The sequence below is a fragment of the Nocardia sp. CWNU-33 genome, from assembly GCF_046764895.1.
Taxonomy (GTDB): Bacteria; Actinomycetota; Actinomycetes; order Mycobacteriales; family Mycobacteriaceae; genus Nocardia.
Map to the genome: position 1 here is coordinate 294,268 of NZ_JBKOQN010000006.1, position 14,999 is coordinate 309,266.

The 14,999-nt window shown below is 65.7% G+C and carries 14 protein-coding genes, 1 pseudogene and 1 riboswitch; of the genes and pseudogenes, 10 read left to right on the forward strand and 5 right to left on the reverse strand.

The window, feature by feature from the left end; genetic code table 11:
* Window positions 1-32: 32 nt before the first annotated feature.
* Window positions 33-1,232: a homogentisate 1,2-dioxygenase gene (locus ACLMAL_RS10910; protein WP_411998933.1), complete on the forward strand. Its 1,200-nt coding sequence runs from the start codon at window positions 33-35 to the stop codon at window positions 1,230-1,232.
* A complete protein-coding gene (fahA, locus tag ACLMAL_RS10915) occupies window positions 1,229-2,407 on the forward strand; it encodes a fumarylacetoacetase (protein WP_411998934.1) in 1,179 nt (392 codons plus the stop codon). Before ACLMAL_RS10910 ends, fahA begins: the two co-directional genes overlap by 4 nt.
* A gap of 342 nt (window positions 2,408-2,749) precedes the next feature.
* On the opposite strand, the gene ACLMAL_RS10920 is transcribed toward fahA, so the two are convergent.
* Window positions 2,750-3,433, reverse strand: coding sequence for a TetR/AcrR family transcriptional regulator (locus ACLMAL_RS10920; RefSeq protein ID WP_411998935.1), 684 nt, complete (start codon window positions 3,431-3,433; stop codon window positions 2,750-2,752).
* Window positions 3,434-3,529: 96 nt separating this feature from the next.
* Between ACLMAL_RS10920 and ACLMAL_RS10925 the strand changes: the two genes are divergently transcribed.
* Together ACLMAL_RS10925 and ACLMAL_RS10930 are read left to right on the forward strand one after the other, a co-directional pair.
* Complete coding sequence (locus ACLMAL_RS10925; RefSeq protein ID WP_411998936.1) at window positions 3,530-4,939, forward strand: lipase family protein; 1,410 nt, start codon at window positions 3,530-3,532, stop codon at window positions 4,937-4,939.
* Window positions 4,940-5,074: 135 nt separating this feature from the next.
* Window positions 5,075-5,551 (forward strand): VOC family protein, encoded by a 477-nt coding sequence (locus ACLMAL_RS10930; protein ID WP_411998937.1) that lies wholly within the window; start codon window positions 5,075-5,077, stop codon window positions 5,549-5,551.
* On the opposite strand, the gene ACLMAL_RS10935 is transcribed toward ACLMAL_RS10930, so the two are convergent.
* Window positions 5,548-5,742: a hypothetical protein gene (locus ACLMAL_RS10935; protein ID WP_411998938.1), complete on the reverse strand. Its 195-nt coding sequence runs from the start codon at window positions 5,740-5,742 to the stop codon at window positions 5,548-5,550. The genes ACLMAL_RS10930 and ACLMAL_RS10935 overlap by 4 nt on opposite strands.
* A gap of 109 nt (window positions 5,743-5,851) precedes the next feature.
* Window positions 5,852-5,976, forward strand: a riboswitch (TPP riboswitch).
* Here ACLMAL_RS10935 and thiC point away from each other — a divergent pair.
* Both thiC and ACLMAL_RS10945 read left to right on the forward strand, forming a co-directional pair.
* On the forward strand, window positions 5,968-7,596 hold the full coding sequence (thiC, locus tag ACLMAL_RS10940) for a phosphomethylpyrimidine synthase ThiC (RefSeq protein ID WP_411998939.1): 1,629 nt from the start codon (window positions 5,968-5,970) through the stop codon (window positions 7,594-7,596). (Overlaps the previous riboswitch by 9 nt.)
* Before the next feature lie 143 nt (window positions 7,597-7,739).
* Window positions 7,740-7,862 (forward strand): annotated as a pseudogene (locus ACLMAL_RS10945) (NAD-dependent epimerase/dehydratase family protein); the annotation flags it as partial.
* Window positions 7,863-7,975: 113 nt separating this feature from the next.
* Here ACLMAL_RS10945 and ACLMAL_RS10950 read toward each other — a convergent pair.
* A complete protein-coding gene (locus ACLMAL_RS10950; RefSeq protein WP_411998940.1) occupies window positions 7,976-9,463 on the reverse strand; it encodes an MDR family MFS transporter in 1,488 nt (495 codons plus the stop codon).
* A 109-nt stretch (window positions 9,464-9,572) separates the two neighbouring features.
* Here ACLMAL_RS10950 and ACLMAL_RS10955 point away from each other — a divergent pair, with 109 nt between their 5' ends.
* Window positions 9,573-10,148, forward strand: coding sequence for a helix-turn-helix domain-containing protein (locus ACLMAL_RS10955; RefSeq protein ID WP_328406855.1), 576 nt, complete (start codon window positions 9,573-9,575; stop codon window positions 10,146-10,148).
* A 442-nt stretch (window positions 10,149-10,590) separates the two neighbouring features.
* Window positions 10,591-11,067 (forward strand): DUF1772 domain-containing protein, encoded by a 477-nt coding sequence (locus ACLMAL_RS10960; RefSeq protein WP_411998941.1) that lies wholly within the window; start codon window positions 10,591-10,593, stop codon window positions 11,065-11,067.
* A gap of 381 nt (window positions 11,068-11,448) precedes the next feature.
* On the opposite strand, the gene ACLMAL_RS10965 is transcribed toward ACLMAL_RS10960, so the two are convergent.
* The gene (locus tag ACLMAL_RS10965) at window positions 11,449-12,006 is read right to left on the reverse strand and encodes a TetR/AcrR family transcriptional regulator (RefSeq protein WP_411998942.1); all 558 of its coding nucleotides are present in this window, start codon (window positions 12,004-12,006) and stop codon (window positions 11,449-11,451) included.
* A 39-nt stretch (window positions 12,007-12,045) separates the two neighbouring features.
* Here ACLMAL_RS10965 and ACLMAL_RS10970 point away from each other — a divergent pair, with 39 nt between their 5' ends.
* The gene (locus ACLMAL_RS10970) at window positions 12,046-13,302 is read left to right on the forward strand and encodes a KasA/KasB family beta-ketoacyl-ACP synthase (RefSeq protein ID WP_411998943.1); all 1,257 of its coding nucleotides are present in this window, start codon (window positions 12,046-12,048) and stop codon (window positions 13,300-13,302) included.
* A 121-nt stretch (window positions 13,303-13,423) separates the two neighbouring features.
* Here ACLMAL_RS10970 and ACLMAL_RS10975 read toward each other — a convergent pair whose 3' ends face one another.
* A complete protein-coding gene (locus tag ACLMAL_RS10975) occupies window positions 13,424-14,242 on the reverse strand; it encodes an MBL fold metallo-hydrolase (RefSeq protein ID WP_411998944.1) in 819 nt (272 codons plus the stop codon).
* Window positions 14,243-14,353: 111 nt separating this feature from the next.
* On the opposite strand from ACLMAL_RS10975, the gene ACLMAL_RS10980 reads away from it, so the two are divergent.
* The gene (locus ACLMAL_RS10980) at window positions 14,354-14,962 is read left to right on the forward strand and encodes a helix-turn-helix domain-containing protein (protein WP_411998945.1); all 609 of its coding nucleotides are present in this window, start codon (window positions 14,354-14,356) and stop codon (window positions 14,960-14,962) included.
* The last annotated feature ends 37 nt before the right edge of the window (window positions 14,963-14,999 follow it).

Genomic DNA, 14,999 nt, shown 5'->3' on the forward strand with positions numbered 1-14,999 from the left:
CAAATATCCGACCAGCGGCCGGAGGTGCGGTCATGGCGTTCTATCGGCAGGTGGGATCGGTGCCGCCGAAGCGGCACACCCAGCACCGGGACGAGAGTGGGCGACTCTATTACGAGGAGCTGATGGGCGAGGAGGGCTTCTCCGGCGACTCGTCATTGCTCTATCACCGCGGCCTGCCGCCCGCGATCGTCGACTCCACGGTCTGGGAACTGCCCGACCAGTCCACGACACCGAATCATCCACTGCGCCATCGACATCTTCGTCTGCACAACCTGTTCCCCGGTGACACCCCCGCCGAGACCGATCCCGTCACCGGTCGGCGGCTGCTGCTCGGCAACGCCGATGTCCGGATCTCCTACGTGGTCGCCAAGGGCGGCTCGCCGCTGTACCGCAATGCCATCGGCGACGAACTGGTGTACGTGGAATCCGGTGCCGCGGTGCTGGAGACGGTATTCGGCGCGGTCGCCGCACGACAGGGCGATCAGGTGCTCATTCCAAGGGCGACAACACACCGCTGGCTGCCCAGCGGGCCCGATCCGCTGCGCGCGTACGTGATCGAGGCGTCCGGTCACATCACACCGCCGAAGCGCTATTTGTCGAAATTCGGTCAGCTGCTGGAACATTCGCCGTACTGCGAGCGCGATCTACACGGACCGACCGAGCCGTTGACAGAGACGGGCACCGATATCGAGGTCCTGGTGAAGCACCGGCCGGGCGGCCGCGTCGTCGGTACCAGAATGATCTACGCGACGCACCCGTTCGACGTGGTCGGCTGGGACGGCTGCCTCTACCCGCTCACCTTCAACATCGCCGACTTCGAGCCGATCACCGGACGCGTGCACCAGCCGCCACCTGCTCATCAGGCGTTCGAGGGCATCAACTTCGTGGTGTGCAATTTCGTGCCGCGCAAGGTCGACTACCACCCGCTGTCGATCCCCGTGCCGTACTACCACTCGAATGTCGACTCCGACGAGATCATGTTCTACTGCGGCGGAAACTACGAGGCGCGCAAAGGTTCCGGCATCAGCCAGGGCTCGGTGTCGGTGCACCCCGGCGGTTATGCGCACGGACCGCAGCCCGGGGCCTATGAGCGCAGCATCGGCATCGACTTCTTCGACGAATTGGCCGTCATGGTCGATACCTTCCGGCCGCTGGAACTCGGCGAGGGCGCATTGGCGTGTGAGGATCCCGGCTACGCCTGGACCTGGTCGAATCGGGGTCCACAGCAGTGAACAAGCGCATCGAGGTTCGTCCCGGCTCGCTCTACGGACCCGACAACCTGCCCTACTGCGTGTTCGCGCCCGCCCAGGGCGACTATCGCGTCGGCGCTCGACTGGCCGACTCGGTCATCGATCTCGCCGTGGCACTCGATGATCCGGTCTTCGCGCAGCCGAGTCTCAATGCATTCATGGCACAGGGCCCGCGCCGCTGGCATGCGGCGCGCGACCGGCTCCGCACGCTGGTCGATGGCGAAATCCCCGCCGAGGCAGTGCATCTGCTGGCCGAGGTGACCTTGGCGCTGCCGGTGCAGATCGGCGACTACGTCGACTTCTACGCCAGCATCGATCACGCCACGAACCTCGGCCGCCTGTTCCGCCCGGATTCCGAACCGCTACTGCCCAATTGGCGGCACCTACCGGTCGGGTACCACGGCCGGTCCGGCACCGTCGTCGTATCCGGCACCGGCATCACCCGCCCCTGTGGTCAGCGTCGAACCGATTCGGGCACACCCGATTTCGGCCCGACCCGGCGGCTGGATATCGAAGCCGAGCTCGGTTTCCTCGTCGGGGTCGGCTCCGAGCTCGGCACGCCGATCGGCGCGGAGGAGTTCGCCGAGCACGTCTTCGGTGTAGCACTGGTCAACGACTGGTCCGCACGGGACATCCAGGCCTGGGAGTATCAGCCGCTCGGCCCCTTCCTCGGCAAATCGTTCGCTACCTCACTGTCACCCTGGGTGACCCCACTGGCGGCGCTGGAGTCTGCCCGCATCCCGCTGCCCGGACAAACCCCCGGGCCACTGCCCTACCTCCGGGAGACCGAGAAGTGGGGCCTCGATATCGATCTCACCATCACCTGGAACGGTCAGCCGGTGTCCTACCCGCCCTACAGCCGCATGTACTGGTCCCCGGCGCAGATGTTGGCCCATCTCACGGCGAACGGCGCCGCCACCCGCACCGGCGACCTCTACGCGTCGGGCACCATTTCCGGACCAGCACGGCAACAGCGCGGCTCGTTCATCGAATTGTCCTGGGGCGGTAATGAACCGGTGCCCGTCAACGGGCAACTGCGCACCTTCCTGGAAGACGGCGACGAGGTGGTCATCACCGCGACCGCCCCCGGCCCAGTGGGCATGCGCCTCGGACTCGGCGAGGTCCGGGGCCGCATCCTGCCCGCCGCGCAGCGTTGACCCCCTGGAATCGAGGGCTACGACGCAGCAATTCCGCTCGGTAGCGTTCGGGCCGCAGGAGGCATCCGCCGCGAGTGCGCCCACCTCGGTAGCGGATTCCGGATCCGGCGGATGCACCTCTAGCCAGCCCCCGACGTGCAGTTCGCCGGTGGTTGGCGTGATCATAGGTTTGCTCAGCGCGCTGAACACGGGTTCGGCGAACGCCGGGACCAAGTAGGCGAATTCGCCATCGTGCCGACCAGCGCCCACCCCCGCTCACGGACGGGGTGGGAGCAGGCTGATCGTCCGGAGCTGATAGCTCGCGAAATATCCACAGCCGCAGTGCAGCCCGACATCGTCCGACTAACCGACGGCCGCTCGGCCCGCATCCACCGCATTGAGGAAGCGGGTGAGGTCGACGATCAGGGTGTCGACCGCATCGGGTGCACCGCCATCGTCGTGGTGGTGCAACCAGTCGGTGACCAGCTCGAACATGCCGCCGATGGTGGCCAGCGCCAGCGCGAGTCGACGATGTTCGTCGGCGGCGTCCGCGGCGGGCTTCGTTGACCACTGTTCGTCGAGGAAGGCCGCGGCCCAGCGCCGATTGATCCGACGCTGCTTTTCCACGGCCGTCGAAATGCCGCCCGACTCACCGAAGGTCACCCGAGCCAGCCGCGGATCATCGGCGATCGCATGCACGAATGCGGCGATAACGGCGGCGGCGCGCTGCGGCCAGTCCAATCCGGCGGCCGCGGCCGCGCCCTCGATGACCCGTTGTTGGATCTGCTCGGTGAGCTTCACCAGCAGTGCGACATAGCAGGCTTCCTTGCTGTCGAAATGATCGTAGAAACCCTTGGTGCCGACATAGGCGTGCTGGCAGATCTGCTCGATCGATGTCCCCGAAAAGCTCTGCTCGGCAAACAGTTCGGTGGCGGCGTCGAGCAACTGATTGCGTCGCTGCGCGCTGCGCTGTTCGGCATCGAGGCCGCGGATCCGACGCCGCACCGATTCCGGTTCGGGCCGCGCGGCAGATGTGCTGCGGGTCATCTCTCGACCATAGCCGGAGCAATTTCAACAAGAGTCCTTGTTGGTAATCGGAGTTCATGTTGTAATCACTGGCACGTTGATGAGGGAAGGACTGACGTGTCAGTGATCAATGGAGATCGGACCGACAGCAGACGCCGGGCCGCGGCACGCGCCGTTGCGACGGCAGTGACCATGGCCGTCGCGCTGACCAGCGCACTACTGGCCGGTGGCCTTACTGCCACCCCGGCAGCTGCGGAACCGCCACTGCCGCAACATGATTCGTTCTATCGGCCGACCGAGGGATTCGAATCGCAGGAACCGGGCACCATCCTGCGGTCGCGGGAGGTGAAGGCGGCCGTGCTGACCCTGCTGCCGCTGAATGTGCGTTCGTGGCAGCTGCTGTACCGCACCACCGACCTGTTCGGGAAGCCCACCGCGGCCGTCACGACGGTGGTGCTGCCCGCGGGCGCCGATCCGAACCGGACCCGGCCGCTGGTCTCGCTGCAGTTCTACTACGACAGCGCAAGCCCCGACTGTGCACCGTCGTTCGTGCTGCAACAGGGCAGCGGACTCGCGGGCGCCGAGGGCATCCATTCGCAGAGCGAGCTGATCGCACTGGCAGCGCTGATCAACCAGGGCTGGGCGATTTCGATCCCGGACTACGAGGGCCTCGACGGCCATCTCGCGGTCGCCGAAGAACCCGGATATATGACCCTCGACGGCATTCGCGCGGCGGAACGATTCGAGCCGCTCGGCCTGGACGGCGCGAACACACCGGTGGCCATGTGGGGTTACTCGGGCGGCGGCATGGGCAGCGGGTGGGCGGCCGAAATGCAGCCGACCTACGCGCCGGAGCTGAACGTCAAAGGCGTCGCGCTCGGTGCGCCGACCTCCGATGTGGTTTCGCTGCTGCATGTCAACGGGTCGATGTTCGCGAGCCTCATCGGCATCGGCATCTCCTCGCTGCGCAAGGCGTACCCGCGCTTCAAGGAAGCCGCCGACCGGTACCTGACCCCCGAAGGCCGGGCGCTGATGGACCGGACCGAGCGTCAGTGTCTGCCACGCAACGCGCTGACCATGATGTTCATCGACTACCAGCGGCTGCTGACAATTCCGATCGCGGATTTCCTCGCGGTTCCGGAAATCAAGGAGGTCTTCGATGCCACCGTGCTGGGCCGCAATATCCCCACCGCGCCGATATTCCTCTACCAGGGCGTCTTCGACGAGGCGGTCCCGTGGTGGACCAACGACCGGCTGGCCCAGCAGTACTGCGCGGGCGGCGCGTCCGTCGTCTACACCCGCGATCATCTCAGCGAGCATCTGACACTGCCGTCGCTTGGCATGGGACAGACCTTCAACTGGCTGAAGTCACGGCTCGCGCCGAACGCCCCTGAGCAGGTCGGCTGCCGCACCGACAACGTCGTGTCCATGTTGGCCGACACCAATGCGCTGCTGTCGCAGATCGAGATCAATCTCAACGCCACCTTCGGCGCCCTCGGATTTCCCATCGGCCCGCGCGAGCGCTGATCGACACCTCCTGGCCGCTCGTCTCCGACCGGATATCGGACCGGTCGGGGGCGGGCTTTGTCGTCTGTCCACGATGAGTTCCTGACCCCCGTACCGTCTGCATTGATGCACGCAACTTCACTCGGGAGGATCGTCATGCAGAAAATCGTCACCAACCTCTGGTACGACACCGAGGCCGAGCAGGCAGCCGAGTTCTACTGTTCACTGTTCGAAGACTCGAAGGTCACCAACGTCGTGCCCTACACCGAGGCGGGTCCGCGCCAGGCGGGCACGACTATGCTCGTCGACTTCGAGCTCAACGGCCAGAAGTTCACCGCCATCAACGGCGGCGGCGACTACCACTACACCCACGCCATGTCGCTACTGGTCAATTGCGACAGCCAAGCAGAGGTCGACCGCCTCTGGACTGCTCTACTCGCCGACGGCGGCCACGAAATCGAATGCGGTTGGCTCAACGACAGATACGGCGTCCCCTGGCAAATCTGGCCTTCGGAAGCCGACCAACTCCTGACCGGCTCCGACCCTGCCGCAGTCAACCGCGCGGTAGCCGCCATGCTCGGCATGAAGAAGATCGACCTCCAAGCCATGCGCGACGCCTACAACACCCCCTAGTCGATGCGCCAGGCGCCGACCTGACGGTAGGCGGAGTTGTAGATGTCGGAGGCATCCCCGTCGACCAGTTGGTAATGCTTCATGTTTCCGCCCCAGTAGCGCAGGATGCGGCCTAGCTCCTCGGCGAGGTCGGCAGGTGCGGACATGCCGTCGGGCAGGGCATCCAGGTCCACTTCCAGGGTGAATTTCACGCTGGCGAATCTACCGGTGCCGCGTTGATCGGCGGCAGGCGTGACTGGATGTTCGCCCGATCATTGCGCGGGGCATCGGGGGGTGCGGGTAGGGTCGGCCGGGAAAATTCACATCGCCAACGGGGGCTCGCACCAGCGGGCTGAGAGGACAGCTAGCCCATTCGGGCGTCAGGGCTGTCGACCGTATGAACCTGACCGGGTAATGCCGGCGTAGGGAGGAATTCCATGACGACGACACCTGTCGAGACCGTGACAACGGGTCCTGTCGAGGGCAGCGTCAAGCACTACCACGAGGTCGATGACCTGCGCATTCCGGTGCGCCGCATCAACCTGACCAACGGCGAACATTTTGACGTCTACGACACCTCGGGCCCGTACACCGATGACGCGGCCACCATCGACGTCGAGGCGGGTCTACCGAAGTTGCGCGACGCCTGGACCAAGCCGGAGGTCGCCGGTCCGCCCACCCAGCTCGCGTGGGCGCGCCAGGGCATCATCACCCCGGAAATGCGATTCATCGCGGCCCGCGAGGGCGTGGCGCCGGAGTTGGTGCGCGAGGAGGTGGCCGCAGGCCGTGCAGTGATCCCCGCCAATCACAAGCACCCGGAGCTGGAGCCGACGATCATCGGCAAGAAGTTCCTGGTGAAGATCAACGCGAATATCGGCAACTCGGCCGTGTCCTCTTCCATTGCAGAGGAAGTCGAGAAAATGGTGTGGGCCACCCGCTGGGGTGCCGACACCATCATGGACCTGTCCACCGGCAAGAACATCCACGAAACGCGCGAGTGGATCCTGCGTAATTCCCCCGTCCCGGTCGGCACCGTCCCGATCTACCAGGCGCTGGAAAAGGTGAACGGCGACCCGACCGCGCTCACCTGGGAGATCTACCGCGACACCGTGATCGAGCAGTGCGAGCAGGGCGTCGACTACATGACCGTGCACGCAGGTGTGCTGCTGCGTTACGTGCCGCTGACCGCCAAGCGGGTCACCGGCATCGTCTCGCGCGGCGGTTCCATCATGGCCGCCTGGTGTCTGGCTCATCACCAGGAATCGTTCCTGTACACCAACTTTGCCGAGCTCTGCGAGATCCTGGCGAAGTACGACGTCACCTTCTCCCTCGGCGACGGTCTGCGGCCCGGCTCTATCGCCGATGCGAATGACGAGGCCCAGTTCGCCGAGCTGCGCACCCTCGGCGAGCTGACGAAGATCGCCAAATCCTATGGCGTGCAGGTGATGATCGAGGGCCCCGGCCACGTGCCGATGCACAAGATCGTGGAGAACGTGAAGCTCGAAGAGGAGCTGTGCGAGGAGGCGCCGTTCTACACTCTCGGCCCGCTCGCCACCGATATCGCACCGGCCTACGACCACATCACCTCGGCCATCGGCGCCGCGATCATCGCGCAGGCGGGCACCGCGATGCTCTGCTACGTGACGCCCAAGGAGCACCTCGGCCTGCCCAACCGCGACGACGTCAAGGTCGGCGTGATCACCTACAAGATCGCCGCCCACGCCGCCGACCTCGCCAAGGGCCACCCGCACGCCCAGGACCGGGACAACGAATTGTCCAAGGCCCGTTTCGAATTCCGCTGGCGCGACCAGTTCGCCCTCTCGCTGGATCCGGATACCGCCCGCGAGTACCACGACGAAACCCTGCCCGCCGAACCTGCCAAGACTGCACACTTCTGCTCGATGTGCGGCCCGAAGTTCTGCTCGATGCGGATCTCGGCGGATGTCAGGGAGTACGCGGCACGTCAGGGGCTCGACGACGCCGCGGCGTTGGAGGCGGGCATGGCGGAGAAGTCCGCAGAGTTCGCCGATGCGGGCGGCAAGGTCTACTTGCCGGTGGTCTCCTAGCCTGATTCACCGCACCCGCCGGGTTCGCCTTCGGCCCCGGCGGGTCGCGTGGAATGTCCCCGCAGCCATAACGTCCGCTGCGGACCAACCACTCGATAGCCGAGGGCCCGACCCACGAACCGAGGTGCGCTGTGCGGATACTCGTGACAGGAGCGAACGGCTACCTCGGCGCAGCCGTCGCGGCAGCATTGCGTGACAGCGGGTATGACGTTGTCGGACTTATCCACAGGGACCGTTCACGAGTACCGGACGGCATGCCTGTCCGGTCCGCCGACCTACTCGTCCGAGATCGGGAGCATCGTCCGCGAGGCGTGGTCGTGCCGACCGACGAAAGCCGGACGGCCGGAGTGAGATTCCACTCCGGCCGTCTCGAATCGAATCAGGATACGGTCTCGGGCTGCGCCTCAGCGGTAGTTCCCACCCGCACGGCCGGTTCCGGCGCTTTGCCGCGCAACGGGACCTCCTCGACGAACCACGAGACGATGAATCCCAAGGCGCAGATAATGGTTGCGGCCAGGAATACGTAACCGGTGCCTGCAGCGAACGCCTCGAGGTAGCCGTAACCGTCGGCGGGCACATGCCCATGCAAAGCCCTGGTGAACAGCGAGCCGAAGGCGGCCACACCGAGGGAGCCGCCGAGTGTACGGAACAGGGTGGTTGCGCCGGAAGCGGCGCCGATGTGCTTCATATCCACGCTGTTCTGGGCGATCGCGGTGGACAGCTGCATCGCGAAGCCGAGTCCGGCACCGATCAATGCCATCGCGAAACCTGTTGCCAGACGCCCCGTTCCGGCGTCCACAATGGTCAGCAGCGCGGTCCCCGCGGTGAGAAATCCGCCGCCGAGGATGAAGTAGATCTTGTATTTACCGGTGGCGCTCATCCGCTTGCCGACGATCTGGGAAACGATCAGCAGCGGAATCATCATCGGCAGCAACAACAGTCCGGAATTCGCGGCAGAAGCGCCTTGGACTGTCTGCTGGAACAGCGGCAGATAGAGGATCGCCCCGAACATCACCACACCGCCGACCAGTGCCGTCAGCGCGGAGACGACAAGATTGCGGCTGCGGAAGATCTCCAATGGAATCACCGGGTCGACGGCTTTCCGTTCGATGGCGAGGAAAGCACTCACCGCCGCGACGGCCAGTGCGATCAGTCCCAGGATCGGCACCGAGAGCCAGGAGTACTCGACGCCACCCCACGTCGCGACCAGCACCAGGGCGGCGATAGCGGTCGTGAGGGCGACAATGCCCGCATAGTCGATGGTGACCTTCTTGCGAGCGACAGGAAGGTCCAGCATCCAGAACGACCAGGCGAAGGCCAGCAGGCCGAGTGGAATGTTGATGTAGAACGCCCATCGCCAATCGAGGCCGTCGGTGATCACGCCACCGAGCAGTGGTCCGCCGATGGTCCCGATCGCCATCGTCGTCGCGGTCATGCCCTGGTATTTGCCGCGTTCGCGCGGCGGCACCAGTGCGCCGATGAGCGCGAATGCGCTGACGGCGATACCGCCCGCACCGAGGCCCTGTAGCGCACGGAACCCGATCAGCGCGGGCATCGACCAGGCCGCGCCCGCGAGCACCGACCCGACGATGAACACCCCGATGGCCGTCAGGAACACCGGCTTGCGGCTGAACAGGTCGCCGAGCTTCGCCCACACGGGTGTCGATATCGCCGACAGCAGCGCATAGGCGGTCACCACCCAGGCGACCTGGCTCAGGCCGCCGAGCTCACCGACGATCGTCGGCATCGCGGTGCCGACGATCGCGTTGTCGAGCATTGCCAACAGCATCGCGAGCATCACCCCGGCCAGGACCAGCCGGATCGACCGCTGCGGTGCGGTCTGCGTCTCGATCTTTGTTGCGGACATGGCCGCTCACCTCCTCGATTTTCGAACACCGCCAGAAAAGCATATCGACTACAAAAGTACAACTGATCTGACTTTGAAGTCGATAGCTAATCGGAGTAGAGTCGTCGACATGACCGCGACGACAGGGCGCCGCGAGCGCAAGAAGGCCCAGACCCGGCAGACGCTTGCGGACGCCGCGACGCGACTGTTCCTGGAACGCGGCTACGACAACGTCGGCGTCCGCGACGTCGCCGAAGCGGCGGACGTCTCACTCAGCACGCTGTTCAAGCACTTCCCCAGCAAAGAGGCGCTGGTCTTCGATCTGGACGAGGAACTGGAGGCCGCCATGGTTGCCGCGGTCCGCGACCGAGCACCGGGCCAGTCGGTGCTGCACGCCATCCGCGACTACTTGGTGCTCAACCGCACCAGATCCGGTACCGACCCAGACATCGCGGCGTTCCACGATTTGGTGAACTCGACACCCGCCCTGCGCGAGTACGCGCACCGAATGTGGCTACGGCACGAGACCGTGCTTGCCGCCGCGATCGCCGAGGCGACCGGCGCACCCGAAGACGACCTCGCCGCCGCCGGGCTCGCCCATTTCGCCTTGGAGAGCACCCAAATCGCTGGTGACCGCGAGGACCCGCCGCGCGCCCTGCGCGAGCTCTTCGACCTGCTCGAACATGGCTGGGGTCGCACTCACTGACTGCCGGTCACCCGAAAACCACTCGGCACCAACCACACTGCCAGTACCGCGACGGCGACCACGATGGCCGCCGACACTGAGCACGAGACTGTAAACGTCGATGATCCAGAGCCGTTCGAGCGGGCCCACGTGCAGATCGTCGATCAGCGATGGCAGCGCGACATTCAGAATCGTGGCGTCCATCGCCACCAGCAACAGGCTCGCGCACAACACGGGCGAGCATCAGCCACCGCCCGGAGCCGATCGTGGCAGCCCCTCCGCGGGCAACTCGGCAGACATCACGCTCCTTCGCTCGCACGAACGAACCTCAGCCAGCATCTACCGCCCACGAGCAAGCAGCTCGCTACCAGCGCGGGCCCGACGTTGCCGAACTTCCACTTGCTTCTAAATCTAGCTGTGCTAGATTCTCTATCGAGGCTAGAACAATAGAACGGAAGTCGCCATGCTCACCACGGTCATCCAGCTCCTCGCCATCGTCGCGGTCCTCGCCAACGCGGTCGTCTATGGCACCGACACCCTCGCCGCGCTGGTCATGCGGTCGGTCCACGCCGAACTGGACGACCGCACCATGACCATCACCGCAGGATGGGGTCACTACTACGCCGACAAGCGGATGCCGATGGTCGGCATCAGCGGCGTGGTGACCGCGGTGGCGACCACGCTCATCGCGGCCATCGGCGGACACTTCGCGGCGGCCATCGCAGCCGGTATTGCCGTACTGGCCCTCGTGTCGTGGCTCGGCGTCTATGTGCGGGTCGCCAAGCCGATCAATGCCGTGCAAACCACCGCCGCGCAGACCGGGATCATCCCGCCGAATGCCCGTGCACTGCAGGAGAAGTGGGACAGCGTCGTCAACGGTCGCGTCGCCCTTCAGTTCACCGCCATCGCCGCCCTGTGCGCCGCCATCGCCCTTGCGTGACAGCACCTCGACCACAGCCGAGTGTGAGCCGTGCATCCGCTATCGGATGTACGGCTCACACTCGTTCGACGTGGTGGCGACCAGCCCCACAAGCCCCTCAGCGCAGCTGCCCTGCTCGACGAGGCGACAGACGGCAGAGCAAATGCCACTGGTACCGATCTCGAATTGCGCCCATGCGAGCCGGAAACCGACAGCAGCAACAGCTTCCGGACCGACAACGCTTCGGCCGATGACCCGCTAGCGCAGACTCCGCTCGACAAGGCAACAGATGGCGCGGGCGATGCCGACGGCGACCAGTCTCGAATGAGGCAGCACAGGCAGGAAAACTCAGCACCGCAATGGCTTCCGCCCCCTTGGCACAGGGAATGATCGATCAGGCCATCAGCGCAGATTCTGCTCGATCAGGCGGTGGGCCGCGCGGTCGGCGCGGTCGATGTCGCCGGTGATCAGGCGGTCTTGGATGACGCCGCGCAGGCCGGAAATCAAGAGCGTGGCAACAGCTTCCGGATCTTCGATCGACGCGATTCGACGGAGGGCGTCGGTGAGGGCCGCGACGAAGGTGGCGATCGCGACGTGGGCGTAGGCGGCGTAGGGGCTATGCGGGGCGCAGGCCGTGCCGAGCACCTGCAACAGGACGCGCACGCTGGTCGCACCCGCGCCCGACAGGCTCGCGGTATAGAAATCGCTCAGTCGCTGCCGGAGTTCGGCGGCGTCGCCGACGTCCGCGAACAGTGCCGCGATATCGGGGCGCTGGGTGGTGAGCGCCTGGACGAGCATCTCCTCTTTGGTGTCGAAGTAGTAGATCAGCATGCGGGAGCTGGTGCCGAGTTCGGCCGCGAGTGGGCGCAGCGACAGGTCCGCGAGGCCGTGATCGGCGATGTATTGCACCACGTCGGCGAGGAGTTCGGCGCGTTTTGCTTGGTCGAGTGGGCGGGCCATGAGTTGACTGTAGCGAGTGGTACAGGTATCCATGACCTCGTGACTGTAACAATCGCTTCAGAAACTCTCGGCGCTGCTCGCGACTCGGTCGTGGTCACCGCCTACGCCGCGACCACCTCGCTCGCCGACGACGCCGACACCACCTGGTCGGAGCTGCTGGCCTGCCACAGCGGCATCGGGATGCTCGAGGACGATTTCGTCACCGAATACGACCTGCCGGTGCGGATCGGCGGCAAGCTGAAGTCACAACCCGGCGAGCAGTTGACTCGGATCGAGCAGCGGCGGCTGTCCTATGTCGAACAGATGGCGCTGGTACTCGGCCGCCGAGTCTGGAGCAATGCAGGCGCGCCTGCGGTGGACCGGGAACGGCTGGCCGTCGCGATCGGCACCGGCCTCGGCGGCGGCGACGCGCTCATCAACGCGGTGGACGCCATGCGCGAGGGCGGCTACCGGAAGGTGTCGCCGATGTCGGTACCGATGGTGATGCCCAATGGGCCCGCCGCCACCGTTGGACTCGAAATCGGTGCCCAGGCAGGCGTTTTCGCACCGGTCTCGGCGTGCTCGTCGGGTTCCGAGGCAATCGCGCACGCCTGGCGGCTGATCCGCACCGGCGAGGCCGACATCGTCGTCGCGGGCGGCGTCGAGGGCCACATCCACGCGGTGCCGATCGCGAGCTTCGCCATGATGCGCGCGATGAGCACGCGCAACGACGAACCGCAGCGCGCGTCGCGGCCGTTCGACCGGGACCGCGACGGCTTCGTCTTCGGCGAGGCCGGGGCCCTGCTCGTGCTCGAATCCGAGCGGCACGCACGCGCGCGGGGCGCGCAGATCCACGGCAGGGTGCTCGGCGCGGGAATCACCTCGGACGCCTACCACATCGTCGCATCCGACCCCGGCGGCATCGGCGCGGCACGAGCCATGCGCAAGGCGATAAGTACTGCAGGACTGCAGGTTTCGGATATCCAGCACGTCAATGCGCACGCCACGTCGACGTCCGTCGGTGACGCGTCCGAAGCCAACGCGATCGCGGCCGTCGTGCCCGATGCCTCGGTCTACGCGCCGAAATCCGCGCTCGGACACTCGATCGGCGCGGTCGGCGCCCTCGAATCGATCCTGACCATGCTGACCCTGCGCGACCAGATCGTCCCGCCCACATTGAATCTCGACAATCGCGGGCCGGATATCGACCTCGATATCGTCGCCGGCGCACCGCGCACCCAACGGATCGACTATGCGCTCAACAACTCGTTCGGTTTCGGTGGGCACAACGTCGCCCTCGCGTTCGGCCGGCCCTAGTACTCCAGCCTTGATCAACTTCTACGCGCCCGGGAAGCGCCTGATCGGCTCGACCACATTCCGGACGAGCTTGCCCCCCTTGGCCGCCATCGCGAGCGCGGCCCGGAGCCGACAGGCTCGATCAGCCGATCGGTGGTGCGAGGTATTCCAGCGCATAACCATCGCCGGTGGGGGTTACGCGGGCGATGCCGGGTGAGTCGAGGTGGGCGCCGGCTACGAAGTGGTGTGGTTGGGTCAGTTGTTCGAGGAGGGCCGCTCGCGCGGCGCGGGCCTGGGACTGGTTGCCGTCGAGCTCCCAGGACACGTTCGGCCGATCGAATTGGAGCGTGGGAACGTGAACGGTGTCGCCCCAGACGAGAAGGTGGCCGGTGCCGCTCCTGACTTCGTAGATGGTGTGACCGGGTGTGTGGCCCGGTGTCGGGATCGCGGTGGTCCAGTCGTTGATCGCGACCTTCTCCGACACGGGTACGACCCGGTCGCGGATCGGCTCGAGCCGCCCCGTGAACACCGAGGTGTCGCCCGCGCCGATCCACACGCGCTCGAGTTTGGTGAACGCCTCTGAACCGTCCGGCGCGATCAGGCCGCTCACGTGGTCTTCGTGCCTGTGGGTGATGGCCACATCGGTGACATGCGCGCGGTCGATTCCCGCTTCGTCGAGCGCATCGTAGATCAATCCCATGGTGGGGTCGTGCCAGGCGTTGGACGCGCCGGTGTCGATGAGAACCGACCGCGTGCCGTCGGTGACGAAGAAGGCGTTGACCGACAGCCGCAAGTTGTCGCCGGCCAGCGGCACGGCGGCCGGCAGCTCATCGAGCGTGCACCCATCCTCGTCGCGGAGCCGTGTCGGCGGCATGTCGATGTACCCGTCTCGCAACGAGATCACCTGCAGATCGCCGAATTCGAACGTGGCATGGTGCTGGCCACTCGAGATCAAACGCATGGAACCTCCGTCGTGTCGGGCGCATATCGCGTGTCTCTGATAGAAGACTATATCTTCTTTAGGAGAAACATACACTGTGGGCAGCGAGGTACCCATCGATCGAGGAGCACAGTGGTCGAGCAAGACGGAAACGCGGCCCAACCACAGCACGGTGACGACCTGGCCGGCGCGTTCGGCGGTAACGTGCGGCGACGCCGCGAGGAGGCGGGCCTGACGCTGGAGCAGCTGTCCACACAGTCGGCGGTCAGCCGGGCGATGCTGTCCAAGGTCGAACGCGGTGAGAAGAGCCCGACGATCGGCGTCGCGTCCAGGATCGCCCACGCGCTCGACGCGTCGCTCTCGGACCTGATCGGTGGGGCAGCTGCTGCCGCGTCTGGTGTGGCCGTTGTCATGCGCAAGAACGATCGCCCCGTTTTCCGTGACCCGGAAACCGGCTTCGAACGGCACATGGTGTCAGCGGCCCCGGGCGCGGGCGGAGCCGAGATGGTCGTCCACTACCTCCCCGCACAGGTCTCTACCGGGCTGCTGCCCGCGTATCCGCCGGGTACGGAGAAACAAGTCGTGGTGCTCGAAGGCACCCTCACCGTCGCGATCGGCGGAATCAGCGAGACCCTGAACACAGGCGACTCTCTGTTCTTCCAGGCCGACGCGGACCACGGCTTCGCCAACCGAACGAACGCTCCCTGCGAATACATCATGGTCATCTCGCGCAGAACCTGATCGGCCGCAGCCATCGCCCAAGGAGCACGACGGAGAA

Excerpts from the sequence above, each read along its gene's own strand:
- ACLMAL_RS10910 (WP_411998933.1), top strand. The coding sequence starts at position 33 with ATGGCGTTCTATCGGCAGGTGGGATCGGTGCCGCCGAAGCGGCACACC.
- ACLMAL_RS10920 (WP_411998935.1), bottom strand. The coding sequence starts at position 3,433 with ATGACCCGCAGCACATCTGCCGCGCGGCCCGAACCGGAATCGGTGCGG.
- ACLMAL_RS10930 (WP_411998937.1), top strand. The coding sequence starts at position 5,075 with ATGCAGAAAATCGTCACCAACCTCTGGTACGACACCGAGGCCGAGCAG.
- thiC (WP_411998939.1), top strand. The coding sequence starts at position 5,968 with ATGACGACGACACCTGTCGAGACCGTGACAACGGGTCCTGTCGAGGGC.
- ACLMAL_RS10950 (WP_411998940.1), bottom strand. The coding sequence starts at position 9,463 with ATGTCCGCAACAAAGATCGAGACGCAGACCGCACCGCAGCGGTCGATC.
- ACLMAL_RS10955 (WP_328406855.1), top strand. The coding sequence starts at position 9,573 with ATGACCGCGACGACAGGGCGCCGCGAGCGCAAGAAGGCCCAGACCCGG.
- ACLMAL_RS10960 (WP_411998941.1), top strand. The coding sequence starts at position 10,591 with ATGCTCACCACGGTCATCCAGCTCCTCGCCATCGTCGCGGTCCTCGCC.
- ACLMAL_RS10965 (WP_411998942.1), bottom strand. The coding sequence starts at position 12,006 with ATGGCCCGCCCACTCGACCAAGCAAAACGCGCCGAACTCCTCGCCGAC.
- ACLMAL_RS10975 (WP_411998944.1), bottom strand. The coding sequence starts at position 14,242 with ATGCGTTTGATCTCGAGTGGCCAGCACCATGCCACGTTCGAATTCGGC.